This is a genomic window from Aeoliella sp. (assembly GCF_965227375.1).
GTDB lineage: Bacteria > Planctomycetota > Planctomycetia > Pirellulales > Lacipirellulaceae > Aeoliella.
Genome location: NZ_CBDDFX010000002.1, coordinates 3,748,501 through 3,774,361, shown reverse-complemented (window position 1 = coordinate 3,774,361; position 25,861 = coordinate 3,748,501). Strand labels below are relative to the sequence as shown.

Here is a 25,861-nt window from a genome sequence, read left to right as displayed (position 1 = left end):
GCAGAACCGTCCTGCGCAGTGGAGCTGCAGAAGATTTCAAATTGGAATGCACTCAACTGCACACTGTCACAAGATGCCGAAGTCATTACCGTGTCATCCACTGAGGGGGAGGTGGATGCGATTGTCGATGTGTCGCTCGCTGGCGACGACATCGTTTTCCCCGCTGGGACACCAGTTGTACTCGAGGTGGAACTGCAGGCACGCACACAAGCGGACCTTGAAGAGTTCTTGGTCTACTGGATAGTTGATGAGGAAAAACAGTGGAGGCACTTCGAACGCATACCGGTACAGTTGAATGGTGCCTGGCACAAGTGTCGCATTCCACTAAGTGCAACTGGCAGGCTCAGGAGCCTGCGGTTCACTTTTGGCAAAAAGCCAGTAACCGTCCAAATGAGAGGTATTCACCTGGAGAGCGCGGAGCGGGAGCTCCCAGCCGACATCAAGGCTGGCCGTGAAAGTCTCCCAGAGGCGGTCACGCTCACGTCCGATGCGCTGTCACTGACTGTCGACACCGTGACCCATCAGTACAAGGTGTTCGATAGCCGTACCAACAGGACGTGGCAAAGCGATGCGGTACCAAATTGGCTAGTGCCCTACAAAGTAGACATCGTAAACCAGTCTCACGCCGCTCTTAGTCTCTACGATCGGTTCGCACAGCGTACGGTCATCGTCGACCTGCAGCTGTCTGCGTCTGGGACTGTGAGTTTTGTGCTAACCCCAGAAGGTGCTTCTCAGCCACTAGGTGGTTCGCAACACTTCCCTCCCCGATTTGTCGGTGAATACGACACTGGTAAGATCGTATTCTGTGATCGATCTTGTGGTGTGCTACTCGATCAGCTTGATACGACGTACGCCCATTGGCCACTTCGGGTCTACGGCAACACTCACTGCCTGGACATGCCATGGGTGGGAGTGTTCGACGATCAGCTGGGGGACTCCATGATGCTCCTGGTAGAGTCTCCGGCCGACGCGGAAGTGGCGTTGAGCGCCGACCCAGCGGGCAGGCATTGGCCGAAGATCCGATGGCTGCCTTCGATGGAGGCTTTTGGCTACCCCCGCCAGATCTCGCTTCGATTCGTCTCAGAGGGGCGTCATGTGGGGCTTGCGAGAGAGTACCGCAACTACCTAAAGGCAACGAACCGATTTCGGACGTTGGCCGACAAAGCTCGCGAGAACCCGAATGTAGAAAAGCTCCGCGGGGCTCCTTCGATCTGGGGAGGACGATACCCCACCAAATTCATCCGTCAAATGCGGCCCTTGGGTGTAACACAGGGGATTGTCAGTCCGTGCAAGGACCCCGGGATTATCGAATGGCTCAACGAGCTGGGATATCTGACAGGCCGCTACGATAGCTACACGGACATCCTTGAAGGGCCAGTGAGCTTTCAGCGAGATGACGTAGAGGCCAATGCAATCCGACCGCGCAAGGGTGCGGGCCCCAAACATGGATGGACTTTGCGGAGTGGTCAACAGATGTACTGGCGGTCATCGGCGAAATGGCAAGCCGCCGCCGACAGTTATGTGCCGGCGGAGTTGTCATCACGACCATACAATGCGCGCTTCATCGACGTAGCCGCCGCTGCGGAATTGATGGAGGATTACCATCCCCAGCACACGTTCGATCGAAGACAGGACCTGGCACAGCGCAGAGCACTGTTTCAGCGAATGCGAGAATACGGGCTCGTGCTGGGCACGGAACACGGCAATGACTGGGCTGCTGACTTGGTGGAGTACTTCGAAGGCACCATGAGTGGTCCCTTCTGGTGGTCCTCGTGGCCTGCAGGCTATTTGGATCGCCCCACGCGGGATCAACTCAGCGACCAGTACCTGAAGTATGGAATGGGATACGGACACCGGATTCCACTATGGGAGCTCGTGTACCACGACTGCGTTCTCTCCACTTGGTACTGGGGAGATACGGCGGGACTATTGTACGAAGCCGCACCCGAGCTAGCAGACCGCAAAGACCTATACAACATACTCTACGGTACGACGCCTTTGGTCTGGATGGATGGCACGGGCTATCGCTATCCGGACGAGGTGCACCGCATGCTACGAACTTTCCACGACACTTGTCCACTTCACAAAGTCGTGGCCTTTGAGCAGATGACCAACCACGATTTTCTCTCTCCAGATGGTTCGATGCAACGTACGACGTTCAGCAATGGCACTACGGTCGTGGTCAATTTTGCAGATACGCCGCAGAAGTACGTTCACGCGAATGCAGCAATGACTATTGCCCCCCAGGGGTATTTTGTGGAAGGGCCACAGTTTTCACAGTCGCGTCTCTGGCTAGACGGGGCGATACAAACGCGAATTGCTGCTCCTGGATACCTAACCGTCGCTTCTGAGGGAAAGGCGACTGTCGATGGTGTTGGCCTGGACGGCCGCTTAACGGCATTCAAGGTCGGCGAGAACCGGTGGAATGTATTTGTCGACCCCAACTGTGATGTCGAACTGAACATCCCCAAAGTGACAGGATGGACGCCCGCAGATGAGCTGACACTCTGCTACATGGACGACATTGGAGAAGTGCATCGTCCTGCTGCTCCAGTCGACGAGGCCGGGATAGTGCGGTTCAAATCGAACGACAATTCGTGGCGGTTCGTCTTGTTGCGTGAGGTTGCACAAGAGCGTGTCGCCAAAAACAGCTCCGAACTCGGAGCTCAAAGCGAATAGAGACTCTATCACTGACCTATTTGATCCGAAACCCATGAGACCTACCAGGCGGACCGTGACATACTCACCTACTACTACCACTTCATTCCGTGCAACTGCCCTACTATTCGCGGCATTCGCCGTAGTGACTCTATGCACAGAACCTTCGATCGCTGAAGGACTTCGGTCCCCCACCACGGACTGGCATGCTAACTGGATTGGCGTCGTCGGAGGGAGCAAGCCGAATACCTGGATTTGCTTTCGCAAGAGTACAACCCTTGATCGCATACCAGAAGTAGTCGAAGCTCGCATTGCGTGCGACAGCAAGTACTGGCTCTGGATCAATGGTGAACTTGCCGTGTTCGAAGGGCAACTCAAACGAGGCCCTACGCCCAGTGATACGTACTACGACCGTGTCGACATCGCACAGCATCTGAGAGAGGGTGAGAACGCAATCGCAATTCTGGTGTGTCACTTTGGCAGACATGGCTTCTCCCATAACTCGTCAGGCAAAGCAGGCTTGCTGTTTGAAGCAGACTGCGGTGGTACGGCGATCCTATCGGATGAATCGTGGCGTGTGCGGGTGCACCCAGCGTTTGGAACCACCAATCCGCCACTGGACAACGTGCGCCCACCTGAAGCGAACCTTCGGTTCGACGCGCGACACGACATAGGTCAGTGGTGGCAAGCAGATTATGACGACAAAGACTGGGGGCCACCAACCGTCTTTGGACTACCCCCGGTCGCCCCTTGGAACAACCTGTACGAGCGACCGATCCCACAGTGGCAAGACACAGGTCGCGTAGACTATCTAAACGCGGACGACATCCCACAGCTTGGCGATGGAGGAAATGTGGTATGTCGCCTGCCGACCAACTGCCACGTTTCGCCCTACCTCAAGGTGGATGCACCGGCCGGTCAGGTCATTCAGATCCACAGCGATATCTACGAATTGTATGGGAAGATTCCTCTGGTAGAGATTCATCGTCATGAGTACGTTACCCGCGACGGGGTGCAGGAATTTGAGTTGCCGTTCTGGATCAACGGCCATGCGATCCACTATGTGATCCCCAATGGCGTGAAGATTCTCTCACTGCAGTACCGCGAAACTGGGTATGACACGCAAGTAGTTGGTGAATTTCGCTGCAGCGACCCAAAACTGAATCAACTGTGGGAGGAGTCGAAGCGAACGCTGTACGTGACCATGCGAGACACCTACATGGACTGCCCTGACCGCGAACGGGCACAGTGGTGGGGAGATGCGGTCAATGAACTAGGGGAGGCGTTCTATGTCTTTGAGCCGGAGCGATCGTCGCTGCTGGCGAAGAAGGGTATCTACGAGCTGACCAGATGGCAGCGAGAAGACAATACCCTCTACTCGCCAGTGCCGTCTGGGGTGCGGAACCGGAGCATCACGGACCCCATCGACGGCTCGTGGGACCAGGAGCTTCCACGCCAAATGCTGGCAAGCGTTGGGTGGTATGGATTCTGGACTTACTATTGGTATTCCGACGATCAGCAGACAGTTGTCGACGCTTATCCTGCAGTCAAACGTTATCTCGACCTATGGAAAATTGGTGACGACGGGCTGATTGCCCACCGGACTGGAGACTGGGATTGGACCGATTGGGGCGAGAACCGAGACATCCTGGTGATCGAAAACGCTTGGGTCTACCTGACTATGAAAGCAGCGATCGAGTTGGCCGAGCTAGCGGGCCAAGAACAAGATATTCCGAAGTACCGACAGACGATGAAGTCGATCGAGGAAAGCTTTAACAGGACGTTCTGGCAGGGCGACAAGTATCGAACGCCTGGCTATGAACTCGCCACGGACGACCGCGCCAACGCGATGGCGGTTGTGGCTGGGCTCGCTGATCCGGCTTACTATCCGGCAATCCGTCAGGTGCTGCTAGACGAACAGCATGCCAGCCCCTATATGGAGAAATACGTCCTGGAAGCGCTACTGATGATGGAGTCACCGGATCAGGCGGTAGACCGAATGAAAAGTCGGTACTCCTTCATGCTCAGCGACGACAAAGACACTCTGTGGGAGATGTTCGACGAAATGGTGTTGCCGGGGTTCGGGTCCCTTGGTCGCGGCACCTACAACCATGCGTGGTCCGGTGGACCGCTGACTATAATGAGTCAGTACATGGCAGGTGTGTCACCGACGGCTCCCGCATTTCGAGAGTACCAGGTTTGCCCTCAGCTAGGTTCACTCGAGTGGATCGAGGCCAAGGTACCGACACGGTTCGGAGTCATTAAGGTTCGACACGACTCGTCGGGCGGCTCCTATAGCAGCAAGATCAATTCGCCCATGGGAACCAAGGCACAGCTTGGCATTCCATTGGAGCACCTCGGCGAAAACCGACTTGTCCTAGTAAACGGCTCGCCCGTCGAAGAATCGGCTGTCAAACGCGTGTCCTCGGACGAGTCCTACGTCTTCTATTCAATACCTCCAGGTGAATGGAAGTTGACAGTTGTTAACAAGTAGCCTCTGAGACAGATCGCACACACCAGTTCCTAATCAATAGATTCATGCAACCTTTGCCGCCGAAAACACGGAAACCGTCTTCCACCACTCGCAACGGTGGCAGTGCTCGTTGCCACCTTAGCGTCGAGCATTTGGAACAGCGCAACCTGCTCGCACTGTACCCGCTGGCAAACGCTGGCTTCGAAGGACCTGCATTGACAGCAGGTGATTCATGGCATGCGTCGGTTGACTCTTGGTCGACGACGGGGGTGATTGGAACCACGTTCGAAATCGCTGCGGCTGAGCCCTCGCCAGCCACGGAGGGAAGTCAGTTTGCCTATGGAGACTCAGCCGGCTGGACGCTTTCGCAGCCGGGGCCGGTCATAGAGCAAGCCACTCGCTACATTCTATCAGTAAACGTGTTTCCGCTTTCAACGGGACCTAGCCAGGCGTCCGTTCTGCTGCGGGATTCTGGTGGGACGGTATTGGCTGGGGCTGGCAGCTTCGCATCGGCCAACCCCAACATGCAAGAAATTACACTGTCCGAGGGGCAGTGGAACACCATTCGAATCGGATTCAATAGCGCGACTTTCACATCGAATGTGGGCCAGGCGATAGAGATTCGCATACAGGGCACGCGGTTGGCAGTCGACAACGTGCAGCTCGAGGTCGATCAAGCAGTACACGACTTCTACGTTAGTTCGTCTTCCGGAAGTGCCGGCAACGACGGGTTCAATGCCGAGGCCCCGCTTGGCAGCTTCGCCCAATTGGCTCCCTACTTTCCCCTACTGCCTGGCGAACGCATCCTACTTAAAGCGGGTGACACGTTTACCGAAGAGCTCAACATCCGCGGCAAGGGCGATGAGGAAGCGTTGGTCGAACTATCCAGCTACGGCGAAGGGCCGAACCCGATCATCCGCCGGCAAGACTTGGCTAGCGATGTAGGCGTGATATGGAATAATGCGAGCTATGCGCGGATCTCCAACATCGACGTCGAACATGCCAAGCTTGGAGTTTTTCTCCGTTATGAGTGGCAGGACTCAGGGAGCCGCAACGTTACGATTGAACACTGTAATTTTCGCGATCTTTCCGACCCAACACTGGATGCTGAGGCCCACAACTACGAATACGCATGGTCGGATGCGGTCTTTGTTGGTGGGCAGGCTTGGAACCAGGCGGAGTTTTCCACTCGCCTGGAGAACCTCACCATCCGCCACGTTACTTCGGTGAATGCGGCTCATCTATTTGGTACAGCGTGGTACTTTCCGGCTGTGTACAGAAGTCGCTTGCGGAACCTGATCATCGAAGATTGTGTTGCTGTCGACAACCTGGCAGGAGCATTTCAGCTCTTCAACGTCGACGGCGGTCATATCAAGCGCGTACGTTCGATCGGTGGCGGAGGCCAAGACACTTGGTCAGGCACCACTCTCGGGTTTATCCAGAGCTCTCAAAACTTCCTGATCGAGGATAACGAGTTCTCCTACCTCGATCGCGCCCAATCGGCGGACGGAACGGGCATGGACTTTGAAGGCGACACGCATAATGTCACGTTCCGCAACAATGTCATCCACAACAACGCTGGATCGGGCATCCTGATTCTCTCCACGGGAGGGCGAAACACGAATCTCGTTATCGAAGGCAACGTCTTTTACAACAATGCACGAGATCCGTGGAACAGCGAGATAGATAGCGAAATACAAGGCAGCAACGACAATCATACGGGAGTCATTCGCAACAACGGCATCTATCGAGGAGATTCCTCGATAAACTTCTTCTCGCCGAACTCGAACTGGAGCGGATTCGATATATCGAACAACAGAGAACTCGAATACGCGGACGTGCGCAATCGACCCACGCGATGGGAGTTTGACAGCGATGGCGATTTCCAAGGGTGGGCAGGTTTCAACCAATGGGATTCTGCGGGCGTCGCCAACGGATCTCTGCAGGGAGTCAGCAGCGGCGTAGATCCCTACGTGCATTCGCCACTTACATGGTTCAACACCAGCGAACCTACCTATGCCTGGATACGCATGAGCCAGACTGCAGGCGATTTCGGACAGGTATTCTACATCACTGATAGTGATCCGGTGTGGAATGCAGAGAAAAGTGTGTTCTTCAGCATCCAACCCGATGGAGCAATGCACGAATACCTTGTGGAGATTGGCTCGGCTGTCAATGTTTCAGGAGTCATTACACAGATTCGCTTGGATCCCACCCTCGCAGCGGGATCGGACATGTCGGTTGACTTTGTACGGTTGACCTCCAGCGACGAACCTTCGCAACCCGCTGGAAGCACCACACTTCCTGCTCCGCTCGTCAGCACCATCGTCTCATCTGGCACGACTGATGGGCATGTGCTGGAATCAACTCAGAATAGCACAGTGGGCGGCAGCGTAAGCGCAGGATCTACAACATTCCGACTTGGCGACGATGCCAGCAACAGAGCCTACCGGCCTGTTCTCTCCTTTGACACCTCCAACCTTCCGGATAATGCGATTGTCACTCAAGCCACTATCGGAATCACGCGGGTTGGCAGTATTGTCGGATCCATACCAATCGGAATTCCCAACTCCCAGTTCGGTGACATCCTGGTGGACTTGTCTACGCCTAGCTTAGGGACCTCAGCACTTCAAGCCAGCGACTGGCAGGCTCCAGCTACGGCCGCCGCCGTTTCGAAGTTTGCTTGGCCAGCCTACTTGAGCGGCATGACGATTTACAGTCGTCTCGAAGATGAGTATACCGATCTCGTTAGCACGACAGAGTCGACGCAGTTTCGCATTCGCTACGCTACAGACGACGACGGAGATGCCACCGCCGACTACGTCTCGTACGCGTCCGGCAATTACTCCGATCCCGCCTACCGGCCAACTCTGGCGATTGAATACTACGTACCCAGCACGTTGCCTGGAGACTACGATCTCAACAACGTCGTCGATGCTGCGGACTATTCCGCATGGAAGCAACACTTCGGCGCGACTTCCGGTGTCGGGCTGCTAGCTGACGGAAACGGTGATGGAGTTGTCAATCTGGCCGACTACGCCGTCTGGCGAAACAATCTCGGGGCAGTTGCCCCGGGGCCAATCCAGGCCCTATCAGCCAGTCAACAAGCAGTGGGAGCGTCTCCTTCGATTGATCTACGCGGCATGCACAGCACTTCGCGAGAAGATGCGTTTGAAAACTGGGATACTTCGAACGCGAAGGATTCACCCGAGTCCGATTCAGAGTTGCTAGGCCTTGCGCAGGGGCTTGCTAGGCAGAAGTCGAGATCTGGAGATTCGACACGCAGTGCGAAGCCGGACGAACTACACAAGCTTGAGGCAGAGGAACTGCGGAACGCTTCTTTCCACTACGGGCTGGATGAGTTTGCAGTTGACTATCGGCAGGGTCAGCAGAGCCTACAGCAGTAGCACGGCATAAGACATCAGTGTGATTCAATAAGTCGTGTTACTTATCATGTGTGGCTGGTGCGATCCCCGTGTTGCCTTCCATCGTCGGAATGGCCGATTCAGTCTTGGCATGAATCAGCAGCGGGTCTTTCCCCTCAAACGCGTTGCCCTCAATACGCAGGTTGCGGCCTGACTCAAAAACGAAGGAGGGTGCGCGAGTGTCAGCGGTGGGCTGTGGGGAGGTCATTCGAATGGTGTTGCCTTTAAACATCAATCCGTCGACCGCACAGCCTTCGCATATCAGCCGATGAGAGGTCTCAATAAGGTTGTCCTCGAATCTTATGCCACCATGGTACATCGCATTGGGGAAGCGCGTAGAATCTATCTGTGGCCAGATCCTCAGCGCTGCGCCGGCATTGTTGCGGAAGTGATTTTTACGGATCAGTACGTTTTGCACCGGCCCGGACTCCCACCAGAAACCGTTGTCTCCTTCAAACTGAATCCCCGCCATCGAGGAGTGCTCGAACAGGCAATCCGCGACTAACACATCTCCTGCAGTGGCAAGCAACATAGTCCGAGCTCGATTGTTGCGGACCGTACAATTGCGGATCGTCACGTTGGGTTGCCAGGTCACGTTGTAGAGGCCAGATCCAGGGCGTATGCCCTCCTCCGGAAGTCGATCGAGGGTAACCTCAAAGAGGTCCGAATTAATATCAGTCGTCGATACTACTTTCGCTTCCGCGTAGGGCTGCAGGTCATCGCTGCGGATGAGTCTCACGTGATCGCCGACCTCTGCGACCACAAGGCCGCGCTGCTGGCTGTGCACGCGACGACAAACTAGTGTCTTTGGCGACACGGTCTCTTCTATGCGAACAAAGCACCCGTGCACATTGGTTGCGTCGTCTAGCATGTTCTCGAAAGTGCAGTTCTGCAGTGTGATGTCGCCACGACACCCATTGAAATGGGTGGCATCGGCAGTGGTGGTCACCAAGCGACCTTTATCTTGGGGCAGTGTGACCTGAAGGCCGTCGACGGCGACGTTCTCACATCGTTGCATTATCACGCCCATTCCACCCGCATGCTGGATCGTGACGTCGTCGATTGTCACGTTGCTCGATCGCGCGATGCGAATGGCGGGAGATGTGCGGTTTGGCTGCATCATGCCTTTGACTGCAACGACCCATCCCACCTTCGGCAGGATGTGCACAGCGTCAAACAGGCGAATCGTCCTGGCGCCAACTTCTTGAACACGGGGGTCGGGCTGCAGGGCCCACTGGTGTTCGCCGGGTATTGGGTGGTTTGTCTGTCCGTCAAACCACATGTTCCACTGCAGATTGTGCTCCCAAGACTCGAGTTCGGTTGTCGGTGGGGCCCACTCTTTCCAAGCAGTTGGCGAGACACTCGGCTTCTCACGAAACACGAGCCGAGTACCTCGGAGTTCGTAGACGACTTCGTCATGCACTCTTAGATCAAAGGCTTTCTGATCTGGATGAATGGCAATGACTTCGGCTTGAAAGTTAAAGGGCCTCGCCCAGTCTATCGTCAATCCACTTATGGTTAGATGTGATGCATCGTCGGCGCTAATCGGGATCAGGGTTCCATGGCAGATGATCTCAGCGTTGCGGCCAGTCAGCCGGAATCCCTCTAGGCCATCCAGTAGGAATGCAATGCGTTTGACCCCTGGATTGTTGTTGGCTACTGCCAGAGTTTTCTCAAACCCATAGTCCGGGTAAACGTGCCAGGTGCCTGGCGGAATGACCAGTTCCCTTGCACCTTGTTCTCGACAGGCTTGCAGGGCCCGGCGAAAAACCGGCATGCAGTCCCCTCCTGTTGAGATTTGCTCCAGCCCGAAATCTTTGGCGTCGATCGTTTGGCTGTGGCTACGCCCCGAAATACAGATCGCAAGCGCTATCAGTAAAATGGAAAGTGTCAGGTTGGAGTTGTGCATGGTGGTCACGCTGCGGTCGCAACGGCGCCGCCCGATAGATGCGAGAAGATGGAAACAGTACTCAACGCCTGCCGTGCGAGTGCTAGGCGATCGAGTATTCCTCTCTCGACTTGCGAGAGAGCCATGGCTCAGTTGCCTCGTCTGTGGATTCCGTTGTTGGGTTCCACGGAATGCTACGATCCAGACGCACGGATACATTCGCTAGGTGGCAAAGGTTCAGAGCTGCCATGTGGCTAGTGGCGTCAGAAATGCCTTCGGTCCGTTCGCGACAACTCCAGTAGAAGTTGGCCATGTGAGGCATCACTCCGCGGCCCCTTCGAAGGCCGGCAAGCAAATCATCTGGAAGCGGATTGGTGGCTAGCTCTTCAACAGGCTTGCCGGTTAGTTTGCCACGGTTGACAAAGTACCTGCCCTCTTCACATTCAACAAGAATGCCGTTTTCAAATCCGAGGTCCGTAGCCTCGTCCCGAATCACAAGCTCTGCGCCATTGGAATACAAACAGAGGACCTTGAAACTTGTAGCCGTGTTGTAGCAGTCGTGCACGGTGGGCATGCCTTCTGCGTAGGGCACCGGAAGGTGGGCAACCTCTGGAGTGATAATTGTATTCTGTGAGCTATCCGGATCGATTGCCCAGTTGGCGATGTCAACATGGTGGGCGCCCCAATCGGTCAGCTTTCCGCCAGAGTATTCGTACCACCAGCGAAAGTTGCCATGGCAACGCTGTGTAATGTAGGGAGTCTCGGGCGCCGGCCCCTGCCAACGATCCCAATCGAGGTGCGCTGGAGGAGCGGTAACCGGGAATGGGCCTCCCGCTGGCCCTCCACCTATAGCAACCGTTATGCGTTTGACGCTACCCAGACGGCCGGAATGCGCTAGCGCCACGGCAGTCTGAAAGTTTGGGTCGCTCCGCTGCTGGGTGCCCACCTGAAGAACACGCCTAGTCTCTCTTGCCACCTCCCTGACAAGCTTGCCTTCGGCTACCGTGAGCGTCAGCGGCTTCTCGCAGTACACGTCTTTGCCACTACGCATCGCGTCGATTGCAATTTTCGCATGCCAATGATCTGGAGTGCAGACGAATACGACATCGATATCATCACGTTCCAGCAACTCTCGATACTCGGTGCTCACCACCGCTTGCCCTGAAGCAAACTCCTTGTTGTACCAATCGCGGCTTTCCCGATCGACATCGCAGATTGCTCGGATGGCAAAATGAGGCTTGAGGTTGTTGGCCGCGTGGAAACGGGAGATGCCACCGGTCCCTATCACCGCCGCGTTCATTTGGTCGCTGGCAGACGGTTTGACTTGGGCCTTGGCGCGCTAGTGCGCGCTTCCCAATGCCGTCATCCCAACAGCAGCCACCGAAACGTTGAACGCCCTGCGAGAGATTCTACCTTTGCTCACTTTGGTTTCTCCTAACCTCTCTTGTGCCGAGTATGAAATGGTGTCGACGGCATATGCACCTGGCGCAGACTTTCAACCTTAATACGGTTTGTATCGGATATCGGAGAACCGCTCGCCTGACTCCGGATTGGCGATGCGCAAGAAGCACGCTACGAGTCGAGTGGTTTCCATGCTCATCCTGGCTCCGGGGTAGACAATTACTAAATCGTTGTCACCAGATTCAAGGCTGGCTTGGCCGTCTACCACAAGCTGGCCATTGATGAACACCTTGCTAAGTTGCGGGTGGCTGACGATAACTCGAACTGAACGATTGTCTGGGCTGTGGACTCGACTCCGCAGAAGGTATGTCTCCGACTCGGCGTCCCAGGTACCCATCGTGCGAATGTACTCTGGGTTAAGCCACTCGTGGTTGACGTACCCGTCGCGTGCTTGTGGCCTCCAGGTGAGCGCTTCGCCGTTCTCCGAGGACCACTTCGACGGGCAGGTGCCACCCTGGATCTGCTCAGCTGTTTCTTCGAGGTTGAACTGTCCATTCGGTATGGGCCCCAGCACAGAGAACCCATCGAGGGGCCACGAGTTGCCCGGCTCGGCTCCCTGTTGCTGGCAGGTGAAGTAGAGTCTCCCATGCTCGTCACCTAGATCGAAATCTAGCTGGGCAACAAAGTGGTTAACGCCGAATCTTGCCTCTTCGGATCCTTGTGGCACCAACGGCTGAGATGCTTCAAAGCTCTCTGTACCCGCTAGGTCTTGCACTCGTTCGATGAACTGTGGTGTCGTCCATCCAATCGGAGTGCGCCAAGTAATCCTAACATTGGTCAAAGGAACTGACGCGTTGTTCGTCAGGGTTAGCTGAAGAGAATCGTCCTCTGCATCAAGAGAGCCGACAAGCTGAGGAAACTCCTCACCGGTGTCGATTTTACCCAATCCAAGCGAATCGGGAGGGCTTTCACGTAGTCCAATCTGTGAAGGCAGTCTTTGGCTATGTGAGTGTTCCAACTGAACAAGACTGTGGCCATCGGTTGCTCTGGTTGACCGCACGACGGCTGCATCCTCGCATTGCACGGTGAGTACCTCCTCCGGCTCTACATGCGACACGTCGATGGTCAGCGGCACCATGTCGTTCAGGTCGACAACCGATGGCCTGTGCTCAACTACTACAACGACCTTCTTGCCCTTAACCCTCTTCTTGGTGAGGGTCGTACAGCGATACTGACGACGATAGGCAGCGTACTGATTCTGATTGCAGTGCCAGACATCGTCGAGGCTGGCTAGCGTTTGCAGACGTCTCTCGAGTTCGTCGTATCCGTAATGCAGTCGCTCGGTGTTGTACCAGGCATGCATCGAGTTGGAGATCATGGGCCATTTGCTCGACAGCTCCTCGCTTTCATAGGCCCAATCCACCGATCGCTGAAACACATCCAGCGGAGAGTTCTCTGGTGGAAGGATAGGGCTCAGCTCGAACGCGAGTGGCACATCGTGAAAGAAGGAGACGTAGGTCGCTAAGTGGTAGATACCAGCGCGGTCCAGTGTTGCCAGCGACCGGGTCAGTACAGCTTTATCCTCCGGCTGCGGTCGTAGATCGATGAACGAGTAGGCATACGAACACACGGGGCGATCCAAAACTGCTTCCCACGCCATTCTCACCCCGGCAGTTTCAGCGAACATCCGATTGCTGTGGAAATACGTGAGATAGGGATGGGTCAGAGAGTGGCCGCCAACGGAGTTGTCACCACTGAGAAGTTGCCGAGCGATCTCCGTATAGTCTCCGCGAGGGTGATCTGGCGAGAAGTTCGGGCCGTTCAGATACCAAGTGCCTTTGATCCCGTGGCGTTCCATTACCTCTCTGGTTTGCGGGTTGTCACTGGTCCAATTGTCGTCCCAGCGACAAGAAACGGCGCGGTAGTGTCCGTCGAACAACGGCGCCACAGCAAACTCAGCTCGAGCTGCAGCATCTTCATTGGCGAACTCGAAGACCACTGCTTGATCGTAGGTTTCCAGCCTTGGTTTAACCGGATATTCGTCAGCCGCGAGTGACCGACCTTGCAGCGCGGCAATCACGCAAGCAAAGATGAAACTGGTAAGAAACGGTTGTGATTGGAAGTGTCGGCTATCGGTCGCTGGAATTGAATGGCTGGCCGTAGGCATTCTTTCTCTCGAATATCGGAAGGTTGACTTGTTCAGTTAGCTTTTCGTAGCGATGAGGGCGACGCCAAGCGTTGCCCCAAAGAGTGCTGTTGCGGTACGCCCGCAACGACTTCAAGTCGATGCTCGCAAACTTCAGGCCTGGTGCTTCCGATGGTTCAACTAGAGCCTGGCCCGATGCATCAAATGCGGTTGATTGTCCGTTGTTCAGTCCGCGAGGGTAGTTGGCGATCGCAACGGCAGTTGCATTTTCATACGCACGCACCTGAAACTGAGCAATTCTCAGTGGGTCAAGTAGGCAGGCGTTGGGTGTCAGCACTAGCTCTGCGCCAGCGAGCATTAAACTTCGCATGCTTTCGGGGAACTCCCGATCGAAACAAATCATTGCTCCGATCTTCACTTGGCCGCGCTTGGTCTCCAGATCGCCCACGTACCATTTGTCGCCAGGAGTTAGAGCTACCTCAAAAGCGAAGTCGCACGTGTGTACTTTTGCGTAGGTGAGCACTTCGTTGCCCTGTCGATCGAACAGCGTTACAGCGTTGCGAGGACTCTCAGGCCACTTTTGAAGGTAAGTGGCGGCGATGGCAATACCCAACTCGCTGGCAAGACTTTTAAATCTGCCCACCCAGGGACCGTTGGTTTCGACCGCCTGTGACTGCCACCGCTGGACGCTTTGATCGTCGTAGTCTGTGAACCCTTGGTAACCGATGTTCCACATCTCCGGCATCAGCACGATGTCGGCGCCTTGGTCGGCGGCCTGCTTGCAGTACTCCACTGCAATATCGAGGTTCTGCTTTTGATCGTTGGCGGCAGGCGTCGCTTGCATCAATGCAACGACTAGGCCATCCCCAGTTGCATGCACCGGTTGTCGTACTTCACTAGCCGAAGTCACGACACCGGTGGCAGCTAACCCACCAGCACCCAACAGGCCCAAAAACTCTCGTCGGTCCGGCATCGGTCTTATTGCCCTTCTTCAGATTCATTGCTAGTTGACTGACTGTCGTGGGTGAACGGCTTGAGGTCTGGATAAGCGGTCCATGGCTGCCAATTCTCGACCAACGGCTTGTAGATACCGGGGCGGCGTTGATGGAACATCCGGTTGTTAAGTCGCTGCTCTCGCAAGGATGCCAAGTCTAGATCCGCCACAATGTACGCCTCCCCGGCTTCCCTGGGGGCCACAGCATCCAACTTCCAGCCAGGATAGGAGCATATTGCCGATCCAGTACCCATGGCTTGGTTGGACGCGACGACGTGAGTGCAGGTCATGAAGCTGGCTGCCTGAATGATGTGAGGTTCTACCATCCCCAAACGTCCGTTGGCCCATATCAGCACTTCGGCTCCGCGTAACGATGGCATCTGAAAGCTCTCGAAGAAGTAGCCGTCATAGCACGTCAACAGGCCAATCCGACCGAAGTCCAGATCGACCACTCCGTTTTCATCACCTTTCAGCATCGTGTGCTCACCGCGCTCGCCTGGATCAGGTGGCCAGCAATAGGGTGATCCGGCGCCGACTGCCGAGTGCATCTTGCGGTGCTTGCCCGCGATGTTTCCGTTCCGATCGATTACCAGCAGAGTGTTGCAATAGGTTCCAGGATCGGGTGGGTGCTTGATCGTTGCGTCGGGTAGGAATTCCCACCCGCCTACGATTACGTTGATGCTGTGATTCTTGGCAACACTGCAAAGCGACCCAATCGATGGATCAGCTGTTTTGAAGTGCCCGAGTAGGTACTCAGGAAACACAATCAAGTCGGCCTTATCATTAGAAGCTCTTTCGATCCAAGGCGTCAGCACAGAGACGGGGCTCAACCCGTCTTCAATCGCTTCGGGCTTGATTTCAATCTGAGCCACGGCGATTCGGCATCTGTCCGCGGAGTGCTTCAGGGGCTCAACCCATTTCTCGGACGTTGGCTCAGGAGTCGACTCGCCGACCACTAAACTGCGGTCTTCCGCGAGACACTGCCGCCAAGGGCTATAAACTCGAAGCCCCACGAGTGAGGCGAGAACCACGATGGCCGTAAACCGAACCAAGAGTCTCACTTGCGACATTTTTGGCCTAGCGGATTGAAAGACAAACTATCCCCCTGATTATGATCGTTTTCAGGGCTCCCATCCTAACGGTGGTTTTTCAGCCACAGCCAATTTGCTGCCTCGGTTTCCCTCAAGAAACGGCCGCCTAAAAGTACTGTAAAAAACATGGACAACGTTCCAAATGCAGGGCAGTGTGGGCCGAGAACTAGTTCGCAATGCGTGGCGCTACCGCTTGCCGAAGCGGGGCCAGTAAGAAGCGTGCGGTCAACCACGTGGTACAGCCAGCCACGTTTCAGTCCGTGATACCTGCGCGCGGAGTGCGGTCGGGTAACTCAACGGCGGAGAGACCGGCGGCACGTCGCCAAATGCTTAACTGGCCGATATGAAGGCTCTCGTGATGAAGCATCAGATCGGGGAGCATGAAGGCGACGGACGGATAGGCACTGGCCCAACGCTCCAAAGAAGGTGGTCGACTAAGTTGCTCTTCCGTTGCGGACAGCAGTGCTTGTGCTACGGTCTCGTGGCCGGATCCAAAACGCTCAAGTTGCGAGATCTTAGGACCGTAAACGCTCAAATCATCAGTTGGCCCAAGTCCACGAAAACCGAAGAGTTCATGATCCGCAGGGTCGTCAAATTGTCGCCCCGTCAACAGAGCCTCAATAATTGGATGGTAGATGGACAAGTGCCCAAGAATCCAAGCTGGGTGATTCATGTTGCTACCGGGGCGAAGCAGCATCTGATCATCAGTCACATCGTCAAGCAGTGCCAACGCGTACTTGAGTCCGTTGTCCCAGGCGTAGACGATTGACTGCGGAGACAACATCGAATGTTCAACCTTCAACTGCGATGGAATCGATATAGGCGGCAGCAGCTTTCTTGAATGCTCCAATTTCACCTCTCGCACGGCAGAGTGTCTGCAACCCTTGTAGCATGGCAAAGAAGGCCATGGCCGCTTGCTCTGGTGTACCCACAAACTCGAGTGAGCCCTCCTCACGGCCCTGAGCGAAGATCATCGCGAAGCGTCCAATCGCGCCCTCAGCGGCTTGCCGTAGTTCGCTTGACGCCACGTCGGAGAGTGATTCCATCCCGCCTCCCAGGGCAGCCATCAAGCAGGGCCGTTGCTGTTTTAGGCCGTCTTCAAAGATACCGGCTACCCGCCGGAGCTTGTCCGCAGCCGAAGTGTCCATCTCGACGACCGCCGCGTATTTGGGACCGTGCTTGGTGCTGCATCGCTCGATTAGCGCGAGAGTCAGTTCTTCCTTGTTCTTAATGTGGTGGAAAAGACTCGGTTTTCGCAGACCAACAGCATCAGCCAAATCCTGAAACGTCACCGCGTTCAGTCCCCGGCTCTGCACTAGAGATTCGGCTGCTTCTAGTATTTTCTCTTTCATACGTAGATTCTACCAACTGGTTGGTTGACAGGCAATCTGCAACCGCGTATTCTACCTACCAGTTGGTAGGCCCCGTAGCCTCGCCATTCCCGAAAGACCAGATTTTCTGCAGAAACAAAGGAGATTGAGATGGCAACCACTGCTGCAATCGCTTCACGTCGCGAACTGAAATCAGTCAATCCGTTCAATGGCGAGGTCTTGAAGACATACGAAGAAATGTCGCCGCAGGCGGTCGAGGCGGCGATCGCGACGGCCGATGAGGCCTATCGAGAATGGCGGGAAACTAGCTTCGAGTACCGAGCTGGGGTTCTACGCCGGGTTGCGGAGTTAATTCGCGAGCGGCGAGAGGAATTGGCCACCATCATGACCTTGGAGATGGGCAAGAAGATTGAAGACGCACGCCCGGAGATTGATCTATGTGCCACAATCTTCGAGTACTACGCGGAGAACGGAGAGAGCATTCTCGCTCCAAAGCCATACGAGACCCGGGAAGGCAAAGGAACACTCATTCACCAGCCGGTTGGCGTGATCTACGGCATCCAGCCGTGGAACTTCCCCTTCTATCAGCCATCGCGCGTTGCCGCCCCGCAGATCATGGCGGGTAACGTCGTGCTCACGAAGCACGCCTCGAATGTCCCGCAGTGTGCGGAGGCGTTCGACAAACTTCTTAAGGACGCCGGTGTGCCCGAAGGCGTACATACCAACCTGCAGCTCTCCGCTCGCAACGCGGGTTCGATCATTGACGATGACCGCGTACAAGGCGTTGCCTTCACCGGCAGCAACAAAGGCGGGGCCGCAGTGGCCGAGCAGGCGGGCCGCAATGTCAAGAAAACGGTTATGGAACTGGGCGGCGTCGACCCGTTCATCGTGCTCGAAGATGCCGACATGGACGCTACGCTTGAGCGATTCAAGTTTGGCAAGCTTCACGCTACGGGGCAAATCTGCATTGCCGCGAAACGGATTATCCTCGTCGAGTCGATCGCGGATGAGTTCCTCGCCCGAGCGACCAAGCTTTTCGCTGAGCTAGAGCCAGGCGATCCGTTGGATGAGTCGACTGGCTACGGTCCGGTCTGCACGGAGAAGGCTGCGATAGAGTTGGAAACGCAGATCAACAAGTCGGTCGAGGCCGGAGCCAAGGTCCTCGTCGGTGGAAAGCGGGACGGCGCGTTTATTGAGCCGACGATCTTGACCGACATTCCCAAAGGGTCTCCGGCAGACTGCGAAGAGCTATTTGGCCCAGTGGCCATCATTCACATCGCCAAAGACGAAGAGGACGCGATACGTATCGCGAACGACAGTGAGTTTGGCTTGGGTGGGTCGGTCCACACCAACGACCTGGAGCGCGGTCGACGCGTGGCGGAATGTATCGAGTCGGGCACTTGCTTCGTCAATCAGATTTCCTGGACCTACGCCAGCATGCCGATGGGTGGCGTGAAAAAGTCCGGATATGGACGTGAACTGGCTGACCTGGGAATCATGGAGTTTGTAAACCAAAAACTGATCTGCGTGTTTGACAAGGATCATATCATCTAAGTGGTCCCACTAAATGAACGCAACTCATCAGGAGTAAAGAACTTGGACGAGCGACTTCATGTCATCGCCGTCTTGAACGTGAAGGCTGAGCGACTTGGAGAGGCCGTCGATCTTCTCCGGGCGCTCGCCCCGCCCTCAAGAGAAGAACCCGGCTGCATCGCCTATTACTTTGTGCAGGACACCAGTAACAGTTCTGTGATTCTGTCGACTGAAACGTGGCGCGACCAGCAGGCATTCCAGGAGCACATAGCGTCAGAGCACTTTGTTTCGACACTTGAGCAGCTCCAACCGCTGCTAGTGACACAGCCAATTATCCACACGTGCAACACGCTCGTGTGACAACCCAAACGAATAGGAGCCACCGAGCATGAAAACCGTTAAAGCGTATGCAGCAAGCAAAGCCAAGGGAGAGTTCCAGCCGTTCGAGTTCGAGCTAGGGGCGATCGACTCAGATGAGGTCGATATTGCTGTCGAGTCCTGTGGCATCTGCCATAGTGATCTCAGCATGCTTGACGACGAATGGGGAATGTCCCAGTTTCCGCTAGTGCCTGGCCACGAAGTGGTCGGCAAAGTGACGGAAGTCGGGGACCATGTCACTCACTTGGGCGTCGGAGATCGTGTCGGAGTCGGCTGGCATGCCGGCTACTGCATGGTTTGCGACCAGTGCATGAGTGGTGACCACAATCTCTGTGCGGATGCGCAGCCCACGATTGCCGGACGTCACGGTGGGTTCGCCGATACTATCCGCGCCCGGGCTGCAAGTGTCGTGAAGATCCCCGGTGGCTTGAACGCCGCGGAAGCAGGTCCGCTCTTGTGTGGCGGCATTGCCGTGTTCAACCCCATGTTTCAAAGCGGACTCAAACCTACCGACAGCGTGGCGGTGATCGGCATTGGTGGACTGGGGCACATGGGATTGAAGTTCGCCAGTGCCTGGGGGTGCCACGTGACCGCGTTCACTTCTGAGTCGAAACAACAGGAAGCACTCGACATGGGTGCCCACGACACGGTCAACTCCCGAGACCCCGAGGCGATCAAAGCAGCCGCGGGTCAGTTCGACCTGGTCCTGTCGACCGTGAATGTGCCGCTGGATTGGAACGCGATTCTAACAACGTTGAAACCTCACGGTCGCCTGCAAATGCCAGGTGCGGTGACAGAACCACTCGACCTTGACGTGCTGGGAATGATGTTCAAAAACCTCTCGGTCGGTTCCTCACCGGTCGGGCCGCCAGTGATCATTCGCCAGATGCTCGATTTCGCCGCACGACACAACGTGACTCCGGTGAACGAGCACTTTCCGATGAGCAAAGTCAACGATGCCATGGATCGTCTACGCAGCGGGAAGGCCCGCTACCGAATTGTGCTGGACCGCGACTGAGTGACGACAATCTCAGACCACCGGAACGTACAGGAGTCAAGCATGATCAAGCCACAAACCAAAGTGCCGCCATTAGAAGTCAAGACGGTTGATGGGCCGCTCTGGGACCTCGGTGAACAGAAGCCAGAGAACTTTACGTTCGTGTTCTTCTATCGCGGCTACCACTGCCCCATCTGCCGGAAGTACCTAACCGATATCGACCGCAATCTCGATGAACTCGCCGACCTGGGCATCCAAGCAATCGCGATTAGCAGCGACAGCGAAGAACGGGCGCGGAAGAGCAAAGAAGAGTGGCGGATTGAGAAGCTGCCGATCGGCTATGGGCTGTCGATCGAAGATGCCCGAGCGTGGGGCCTGTACGTCTCGAAGGCGATCAAGCCGGAGGAGCCGGAAACCTTCAGTGAACCGGGGCTCTTCGTCGTTCGTCCTGATGGAGAGCTGTACGCGGCTTCCATTCAGACGATGCCGTTCACACGCCCAAGCATTGAGGAGTTGATCTTCGGTTTCAGTTACATCGTATCGAACAAGTATCCAGGCCGCGGCGAATCATAGAATTGCCACAGCGGTGCGAGTAGTCACTTCAAGAGCGGGAAGAAGAGCGATGGACTTAGGCATAAGTGGAAAGAAGGCTTTGGTCACGGCGTCCACGGGCGGTATAGGCATGGCGATCGCTACTCAGTTGGCGGCGGAGGGAACAACCACCATCGTCAACGGACGAAACGAGGCAAGTGTGGAGAACGCTACCGCTAGGATTCGTGAGGTCCTGCCAAATGCCGTACTGGTAGGACTGGCCGCCGACAACAGCACGGCAGAGGGCATCGCCCAGACAGTTGAGGCTCATCCCGACGTTGACATCTTGGTCAATAACCTCGGCATCTTCGAGGAGATCGATTACTTCGATCTCACTGACGACGCATGGCGGCACATCTTTGAAGTGAACGTGATGAGCGGCGTCCGCCTCACACGTCACTACCTCAAACCGATGCTGGAAAAAAACTCGGGTCGGATCATCTTTATCAGTAGCGAATCGGGCGTGACACCCGCGCCGGAGATGGCGCACTACTCGATGACAAAAACCGCCCAGCTGGCGATCTCGCGAAGCCTGGCGCAACTGACCAAGGGGACGAATGTGACCGTCAACAGCGTCCTGCCGGGGCCGACGCTCACGCCGGGCGTCGAAGAGTTTGTCGTCGGCTTGTTCCCGGACGAAGATCCCGGCACAGCGCAGCGACGCTTCATGGTCGAGAACCGGCCGTTGTCGCTGATTCAGCGACTGATCGACCCGGCCGAGATAGCCAACCTTGTTGCGTTTATAGCGAGCCCACGAGCGGCTGCTATCAATGGCGCTGCACTGCGTAGCGAAGGCGGCATCGTTCCTACTATCTCATAACCGGGTCGGCGGATCGGAGTTGCATACCGAACAGCATTACTCGAAAGGTAATTAACATGACTCTAAACAACACAGTGAAGTCGAACGGGCTCTTTGCACCGCTCAAAATCGGTGAACTGGAGCTTAACAACCGAATCGTGATGGCTCCCCTCACCCGGGCGAGGGCCGGTGAAGACCGCGTGCCGAACGAGTTAATGACGGAGTACTACTCACAGCGCGCATCGGCTGGACTTATCATTACCGAGGCAACCGTGATTTCGGAGCAGGCCATCGGCTGGGTGGATACGCCGGGGATCTTTAACGACAAGATGCAGCAGGGCTGGGCTCGGGTCGTTGAAGCTGTTCACAAGCAAGGTGGCCGGATCTTCCTTCAGCTTTGGCACATGGGGCGCTCTTCGCATAGCGACTTTCACGACGGCGAGTTGCCTGTCGCGCCTTCGGCGATCGCCATCCAAGGCGACGGCATCCATACGCCCTCGGGCAAGAAACCACACGAGGTGCCCCGTGCTCTTGAGGCTGAGGAGATTCCGGGGATCGTTGAAGACTACCGTAAGGCCGCCATGCGGGCTAATGCGGCTGGGTTCGATGGCGTTGAAGTTCATGCGGCCAATGGCTACCTGCTGGACCAGTTCCTGCAGTCGAAGTCGAACCACCGCACCGACCAGTACGGCGGCTCGCTTGAGAATCGCTACCGCTTGCTCGGGGAGGTGATGGACGCCGTGACAAGCGTCTGGTCTGCCGACCGCGTCGGTGTCCGCATCGCGCCCAACGGCGTGCATGGTGATATGGGCTCTGCCGACTTCCGGGAGCAGTTCACCTACGTGGCTAAGCAACTGGACGGGTACGGCCTGGCCTATCTGCACGTCATGGATGGCACGGGGTTCGGCTTCCATAAGTTGGGGTCAGCGATGACACTGCGTGAATTCCGCGAGCTCTACTCAGGACGCCTGATGGGCAACGTCGGCTACACCAAGGAGGCTGCCGACGAGACGATCGCTGCTGGTGACGCCGACCTGATCGCATTCGGGCGGCCGTTCATCAGTAATCCCGACCTTGTGGAACGGTTCGCGAATGGCTGGTCCCTCGCCGAGGCTGCTCACGTGTCTCTCTGGTATGGTCCCGGAGCCAGGGGCTATACCGATTTCCCGAGATATAACGTGGCTAAGGCGTCGGCCTAGCGACGCATTATGGAGGTAACATGCAAATCACTCAGATCCGAAACGCGACAATCCTACTGGAGGTCGGCGACCGCCGCATCCTGGTTGATCCGATGCTCTCGCCGCCGTCGAGCCTGCCGGGCTTCCGGCTCTTTCGCGGCGACCGTCGCAAGAACCCGCTCACCACCCTTCCAGAGGGCATCGATGGAGTATTGAGTTCCGCGACTGACGTTCTAATCACACACGAGCATCCAGACCACTTTGACCAGCCGGCTTTGGCGTGGGTGGCGTCTCGCAATTTGCGAGTCTGGGCAAGCAGCGTCGACGTTGCCAATTTGCAGAGAAAAGGCTTGGATGCACGGGACGTGATTGACGACGAGTGCGGGCTACCTGTGGAAGTTATTCCCGGAACGCACGGACACGGAGTCCTCGGCTGGCTTATGGGGCCCGTGGCGGGTTTTTATCTCGCGTGCCCCGGTGAACCGACCGTTTACTTGACTGGCGATACGGTTCTCACAAGATCGGTGCAGGACACGATCGAGCGACTCCAGCCGCATGTCGTCGTCGCCCCGGCGGGCGTGGCCAATTTTGGGATTGGGAAGGACCTGCTATTCAGCGAGGCAGAACTGGTCGAGCTTGCCAGGCAAGCGCCGGGCAGAATCGTCTTCAATCACCTGGAGTCGATCGACCATTGTCCGATGACAAGTGCACGCCTCCGTAAACTCGTCGAAGACGCGGGTGTGGGCGAGAAGGTAGTAATCCCAGGGGATGGAGAGCGGTTGTCTTTCTCGCTCGATACTGAAGTTCCACATGTTTCGCCAGGAGATTCGAAGCGGCGACGGCCGAGCCTACAAAAATGGGTCACTGCGAAGATGGCCGGAACATAGCATGGAAAACGGCTATCCTTGATTGTAATGAGAGGATCGCTGAGAACTTTCTCTATGCCAGCAGAGGTCCGGCCCTACGGGATCGATGTTTTCAGCGGTGTTCGCGAGAACGGCGCTTTGAATCGGGCGAAGAAAATCCGCTTTGTTGCCGTCCTCAACGCGACGCGTCAGTCATATTGAGGTTGTAGTCCGGACGTGGTTGGATTTGCGACTTATATTAAATCTGCTGCTCGTTCAGCTATCATTACGGTGGGAGCGTTCGTGTTTCCCGTAGTGATCGACGGCATGATGGAAGCATCAGCGACTCGAAGCCCGCTGATAGGATTGGGATTAACCGGCGGGGCAACATACATCGGACCTCCCGTGCCGCGAAGTTCACAAGCGGGTCCCTGCCAGTCTTCGATTCTCCGGAACACCGGCTGAATCTCTTCCCAAGCCCATCCAGTGCAACCTAGTGAAGCCCAATGGTCAAAGTCGTTGCGATGGCCGCGTACCCAGGCGCTCGCATTGTGGCTGTGACAGCCGCCGAGCATGCGCGCGCGAGGCACACAATCTGTACGGTCACCACAATGGCGAAGTGGCTGTGTTTTGTAGCCCCAATCAAGCTCGCCCTTTAGGAGTCTTGGCCACTTCACTGGGTTCTGGACATCAGGATGGGAATCGTCGCCTCCGGCTTCAAGTAGCAGAACTCGTGCAGCGGGATCTTCGGACAGCCGTGCCGCGACAACGCATCCTGCAGTGCCTCCTCCAACAATCACGTAGTCGAAGGCGTCCGTCACGAGCGTAACCTCACCCTGGGATTCGTTTATTACTCAGTCTATCGTACCCGGCCCCATTGATTGCCTGCAACTCTCGCTTCCGTCCAGGGTTCGGGGGCGAAGGCCCTCGCTAGCTTGACCCGACTCCATTTCGGGGCGATACGGAAATCGCTTAGTCTCGACGTCAAAGAGTCGTAGGGCATCCGAATTGCAAAGTGGAAACGCTAGCCCGCAACGCCCGTCGTCGTCCGGCGGAAGTACCGCCGCTTGAACCAAAATGCAACCCTCACCAGCCCGATCATCACAGGGACTTCGACAAGCGGCCCAATGACTGCTGCAAACGCAGCCCCGGAGTTGATGCCAAAGACGGCAACCGCTACAGCGATGGCGAGTTCAAAATTGTTGCTGGCAGCCGTGAAAGCCAGTGTCGTGGTTTTCGAATAGTCCGCGCCAATGCGGTATCCCATGAAGAAGCTGACAAGGAACATGGCCACAAAGTAAATAAATAGCGGGACTGCAATGAGCAACACATCGCCCGGAATACGGACAATCTGATCACCTTTGAGACTGAACATTACGAGAATCGTGAACAGCAAGGCAACAAGCGTGAGCGGAGTGATGCGTGGAATGAAGGCCTGCTCATACCACTCGCGACCCTTCGCCCACACTAGGACGAACCGCGTTACCATTCCAGCCAAAAATGGAATTCCAAGGTAGATAAATACGCTTTCGGCAATCTGGCCCATACTGACTTCCACAACGCTTCCTTCGAGTCCCAGCAAAGGAGGCAGCCAAGTGATGAAGAACCAGGCATAAACGCTGTAGAACAGCACTTGAAACACGCTGTTAAACGCAACCAGTCCGGCGGCGTACTCGGTGTCGCCCTTGGCCAAGTCGTTCCACACGATGACCATCGCGATGCAGCGGGCCAAACCGATCAGTATTAAACCGGTCATGTACTCCGGATGGTCTCGCAGAAAGAGCACTGCCAGGACAAACATTAGCAATGGACCAATTACCCAGTTCTGTACCAGTGACAGCCCCAGGATTCTCCAGTTGCGAAACACATCGCCCAATTCCTCGTACCGTACCTTTGCCAGTGGCGGATACATCATGAGGATCAAGCCAATGGCGATTGGAACGTTTGTCGTGCCGACCTGGAAGCGGTTAATGAACGCCTCGGCTCCCGTCATGAAGTAGCCGACGGCCACGCCTATGGCCATCGTCAGGAAGATCCAGACGGTCAGAAAGCGATCCAGCACACCAAGTCTGCCGCCATTGGGAGAATCAGCCGCCAGGCAAGCTTCATTTCTGATCTCTTCCATCGCCATGA

The 25,861-nt window shown here is 56.0% G+C and carries 19 protein-coding genes; 10 read left to right on the top strand and 9 right to left on the bottom strand.

Features of this window, described 5'->3' with window-relative positions; genetic code table 11:
* The first annotated feature begins 90 nt into the window (after window positions 1-90).
* The 3 genes from ACQK2L_RS27840 (at window position 91) to ACQK2L_RS27830 (ending at window position 8,538) form a co-directional block, all read left to right on the top strand.
* Window positions 91-2,679, top strand: coding sequence for a glycoside hydrolase (locus ACQK2L_RS27840; protein ID WP_425400319.1), 2,589 nt, complete (start codon window positions 91-93; stop codon window positions 2,677-2,679).
* A gap of 337 nt (window positions 2,680-3,016) precedes the next feature.
* On the top strand, window positions 3,017-5,152 hold the full coding sequence (locus tag ACQK2L_RS27835) for an alpha-L-rhamnosidase C-terminal domain-containing protein (RefSeq protein WP_425400318.1): 2,136 nt from the start codon (window positions 3,017-3,019) through the stop codon (window positions 5,150-5,152).
* A 44-nt stretch (window positions 5,153-5,196) separates the two neighbouring features.
* Window positions 5,197-8,538: a right-handed parallel beta-helix repeat-containing protein gene (locus ACQK2L_RS27830; protein WP_425400317.1), complete on the top strand. Its 3,342-nt coding sequence runs from the start codon at window positions 5,197-5,199 to the stop codon at window positions 8,536-8,538.
* A gap of 37 nt (window positions 8,539-8,575) precedes the next feature.
* On the opposite strand, the gene ACQK2L_RS27825 is transcribed toward ACQK2L_RS27830, so the two are convergent.
* From ACQK2L_RS27825 to ACQK2L_RS27795, 7 genes are all read right to left on the bottom strand, one after another.
* The gene (locus ACQK2L_RS27825; protein WP_425400316.1) at window positions 8,576-10,465 is read right to left on the bottom strand and encodes a right-handed parallel beta-helix repeat-containing protein; all 1,890 of its coding nucleotides are present in this window, start codon (window positions 10,463-10,465) and stop codon (window positions 8,576-8,578) included.
* Window positions 10,466-10,547: 82 nt separating this feature from the next.
* On the bottom strand, window positions 10,548-11,744 hold the full coding sequence (locus ACQK2L_RS27820) for a Gfo/Idh/MocA family protein (protein ID WP_425400315.1): 1,197 nt from the start codon (window positions 11,742-11,744) through the stop codon (window positions 10,548-10,550).
* A 201-nt stretch (window positions 11,745-11,945) separates the two neighbouring features.
* Entirely contained in the window at window positions 11,946-14,012 is a 2,067-nt protein-coding gene (locus ACQK2L_RS27815; RefSeq protein ID WP_425400314.1) for a polysaccharide deacetylase family protein, read from the bottom strand.
* Window positions 13,975-14,964: a carbon-nitrogen hydrolase family protein gene (locus ACQK2L_RS27810; protein ID WP_425400313.1), complete on the bottom strand. Its 990-nt coding sequence runs from the start codon at window positions 14,962-14,964 to the stop codon at window positions 13,975-13,977. Before ACQK2L_RS27810 ends, ACQK2L_RS27815 begins: the two co-directional genes overlap by 38 nt.
* Before the next feature lie 5 nt (window positions 14,965-14,969).
* A complete protein-coding gene (locus ACQK2L_RS27805) occupies window positions 14,970-15,857 on the bottom strand; it encodes a carbon-nitrogen hydrolase family protein (protein ID WP_425400312.1) in 888 nt (295 codons plus the stop codon).
* 472 nt (window positions 15,858-16,329) lie between these two features.
* Window positions 16,330-16,860: a DinB family protein gene (locus tag ACQK2L_RS27800; RefSeq protein ID WP_425400311.1), complete on the bottom strand. Its 531-nt coding sequence runs from the start codon at window positions 16,858-16,860 to the stop codon at window positions 16,330-16,332.
* Window positions 16,861-16,867: 7 nt separating this feature from the next.
* Window positions 16,868-17,428, bottom strand: a complete 561-nt coding sequence (locus ACQK2L_RS27795; protein ID WP_425400310.1) for a TetR/AcrR family transcriptional regulator — start codon at window positions 17,426-17,428, stop codon at window positions 16,868-16,870.
* A 129-nt stretch (window positions 17,429-17,557) separates the two neighbouring features.
* Between ACQK2L_RS27795 and ACQK2L_RS27790 the strand changes: the two genes are divergently transcribed.
* From ACQK2L_RS27790 to ACQK2L_RS27760, 7 genes are read left to right on the top strand one after another with little or no spacing between them, the layout of a single operon-like run.
* On the top strand, window positions 17,558-18,961 hold the full coding sequence (locus ACQK2L_RS27790; RefSeq protein ID WP_425400309.1) for an NAD-dependent succinate-semialdehyde dehydrogenase: 1,404 nt from the start codon (window positions 17,558-17,560) through the stop codon (window positions 18,959-18,961).
* 42 nt (window positions 18,962-19,003) lie between these two features.
* On the top strand, window positions 19,004-19,300 hold the full coding sequence (locus tag ACQK2L_RS27785; protein ID WP_425400308.1) for a putative quinol monooxygenase: 297 nt from the start codon (window positions 19,004-19,006) through the stop codon (window positions 19,298-19,300).
* Between the two features lie 28 nt (window positions 19,301-19,328).
* The gene (ahr, locus tag ACQK2L_RS27780; protein WP_425400307.1) at window positions 19,329-20,336 is read left to right on the top strand and encodes an NADPH-dependent aldehyde reductase Ahr; all 1,008 of its coding nucleotides are present in this window, start codon (window positions 19,329-19,331) and stop codon (window positions 20,334-20,336) included.
* Window positions 20,337-20,378: 42 nt separating this feature from the next.
* On the top strand, window positions 20,379-20,888 hold the full coding sequence (locus ACQK2L_RS27775; protein WP_425400306.1) for a peroxiredoxin-like family protein: 510 nt from the start codon (window positions 20,379-20,381) through the stop codon (window positions 20,886-20,888).
* 49 nt (window positions 20,889-20,937) lie between these two features.
* Window positions 20,938-21,726 carry an SDR family NAD(P)-dependent oxidoreductase gene (locus ACQK2L_RS27770; protein WP_425400305.1) on the top strand — a complete coding sequence of 263 codons (789 nt, stop codon included), beginning with the start codon at window positions 20,938-20,940 and terminating at the stop codon, window positions 21,724-21,726.
* 56 nt (window positions 21,727-21,782) lie between these two features.
* The gene (locus tag ACQK2L_RS27765) at window positions 21,783-22,904 is read left to right on the top strand and encodes an alkene reductase (RefSeq protein ID WP_425400304.1); all 1,122 of its coding nucleotides are present in this window, start codon (window positions 21,783-21,785) and stop codon (window positions 22,902-22,904) included.
* A 20-nt stretch (window positions 22,905-22,924) separates the two neighbouring features.
* On the top strand, window positions 22,925-23,770 hold the full coding sequence (locus ACQK2L_RS27760) for an MBL fold metallo-hydrolase (RefSeq protein WP_425400303.1): 846 nt from the start codon (window positions 22,925-22,927) through the stop codon (window positions 23,768-23,770).
* A gap of 212 nt (window positions 23,771-23,982) precedes the next feature.
* Here ACQK2L_RS27760 and ACQK2L_RS27755 read toward each other — a convergent pair whose 3' ends face one another.
* Both ACQK2L_RS27755 and arsB read right to left on the bottom strand, forming a co-directional pair.
* Complete coding sequence (locus ACQK2L_RS27755; protein ID WP_425401132.1) at window positions 23,983-24,528, bottom strand: GMC family oxidoreductase N-terminal domain-containing protein; 546 nt, start codon at window positions 24,526-24,528, stop codon at window positions 23,983-23,985.
* Between the two features lie 224 nt (window positions 24,529-24,752).
* Window positions 24,753-25,859 carry an ACR3 family arsenite efflux transporter gene (gene arsB / locus ACQK2L_RS27750; protein WP_425400302.1) on the bottom strand — a complete coding sequence of 369 codons (1,107 nt, stop codon included), beginning with the start codon at window positions 25,857-25,859 and terminating at the stop codon, window positions 24,753-24,755.
* Window positions 25,860-25,861 lie beyond the last annotated feature (2 nt).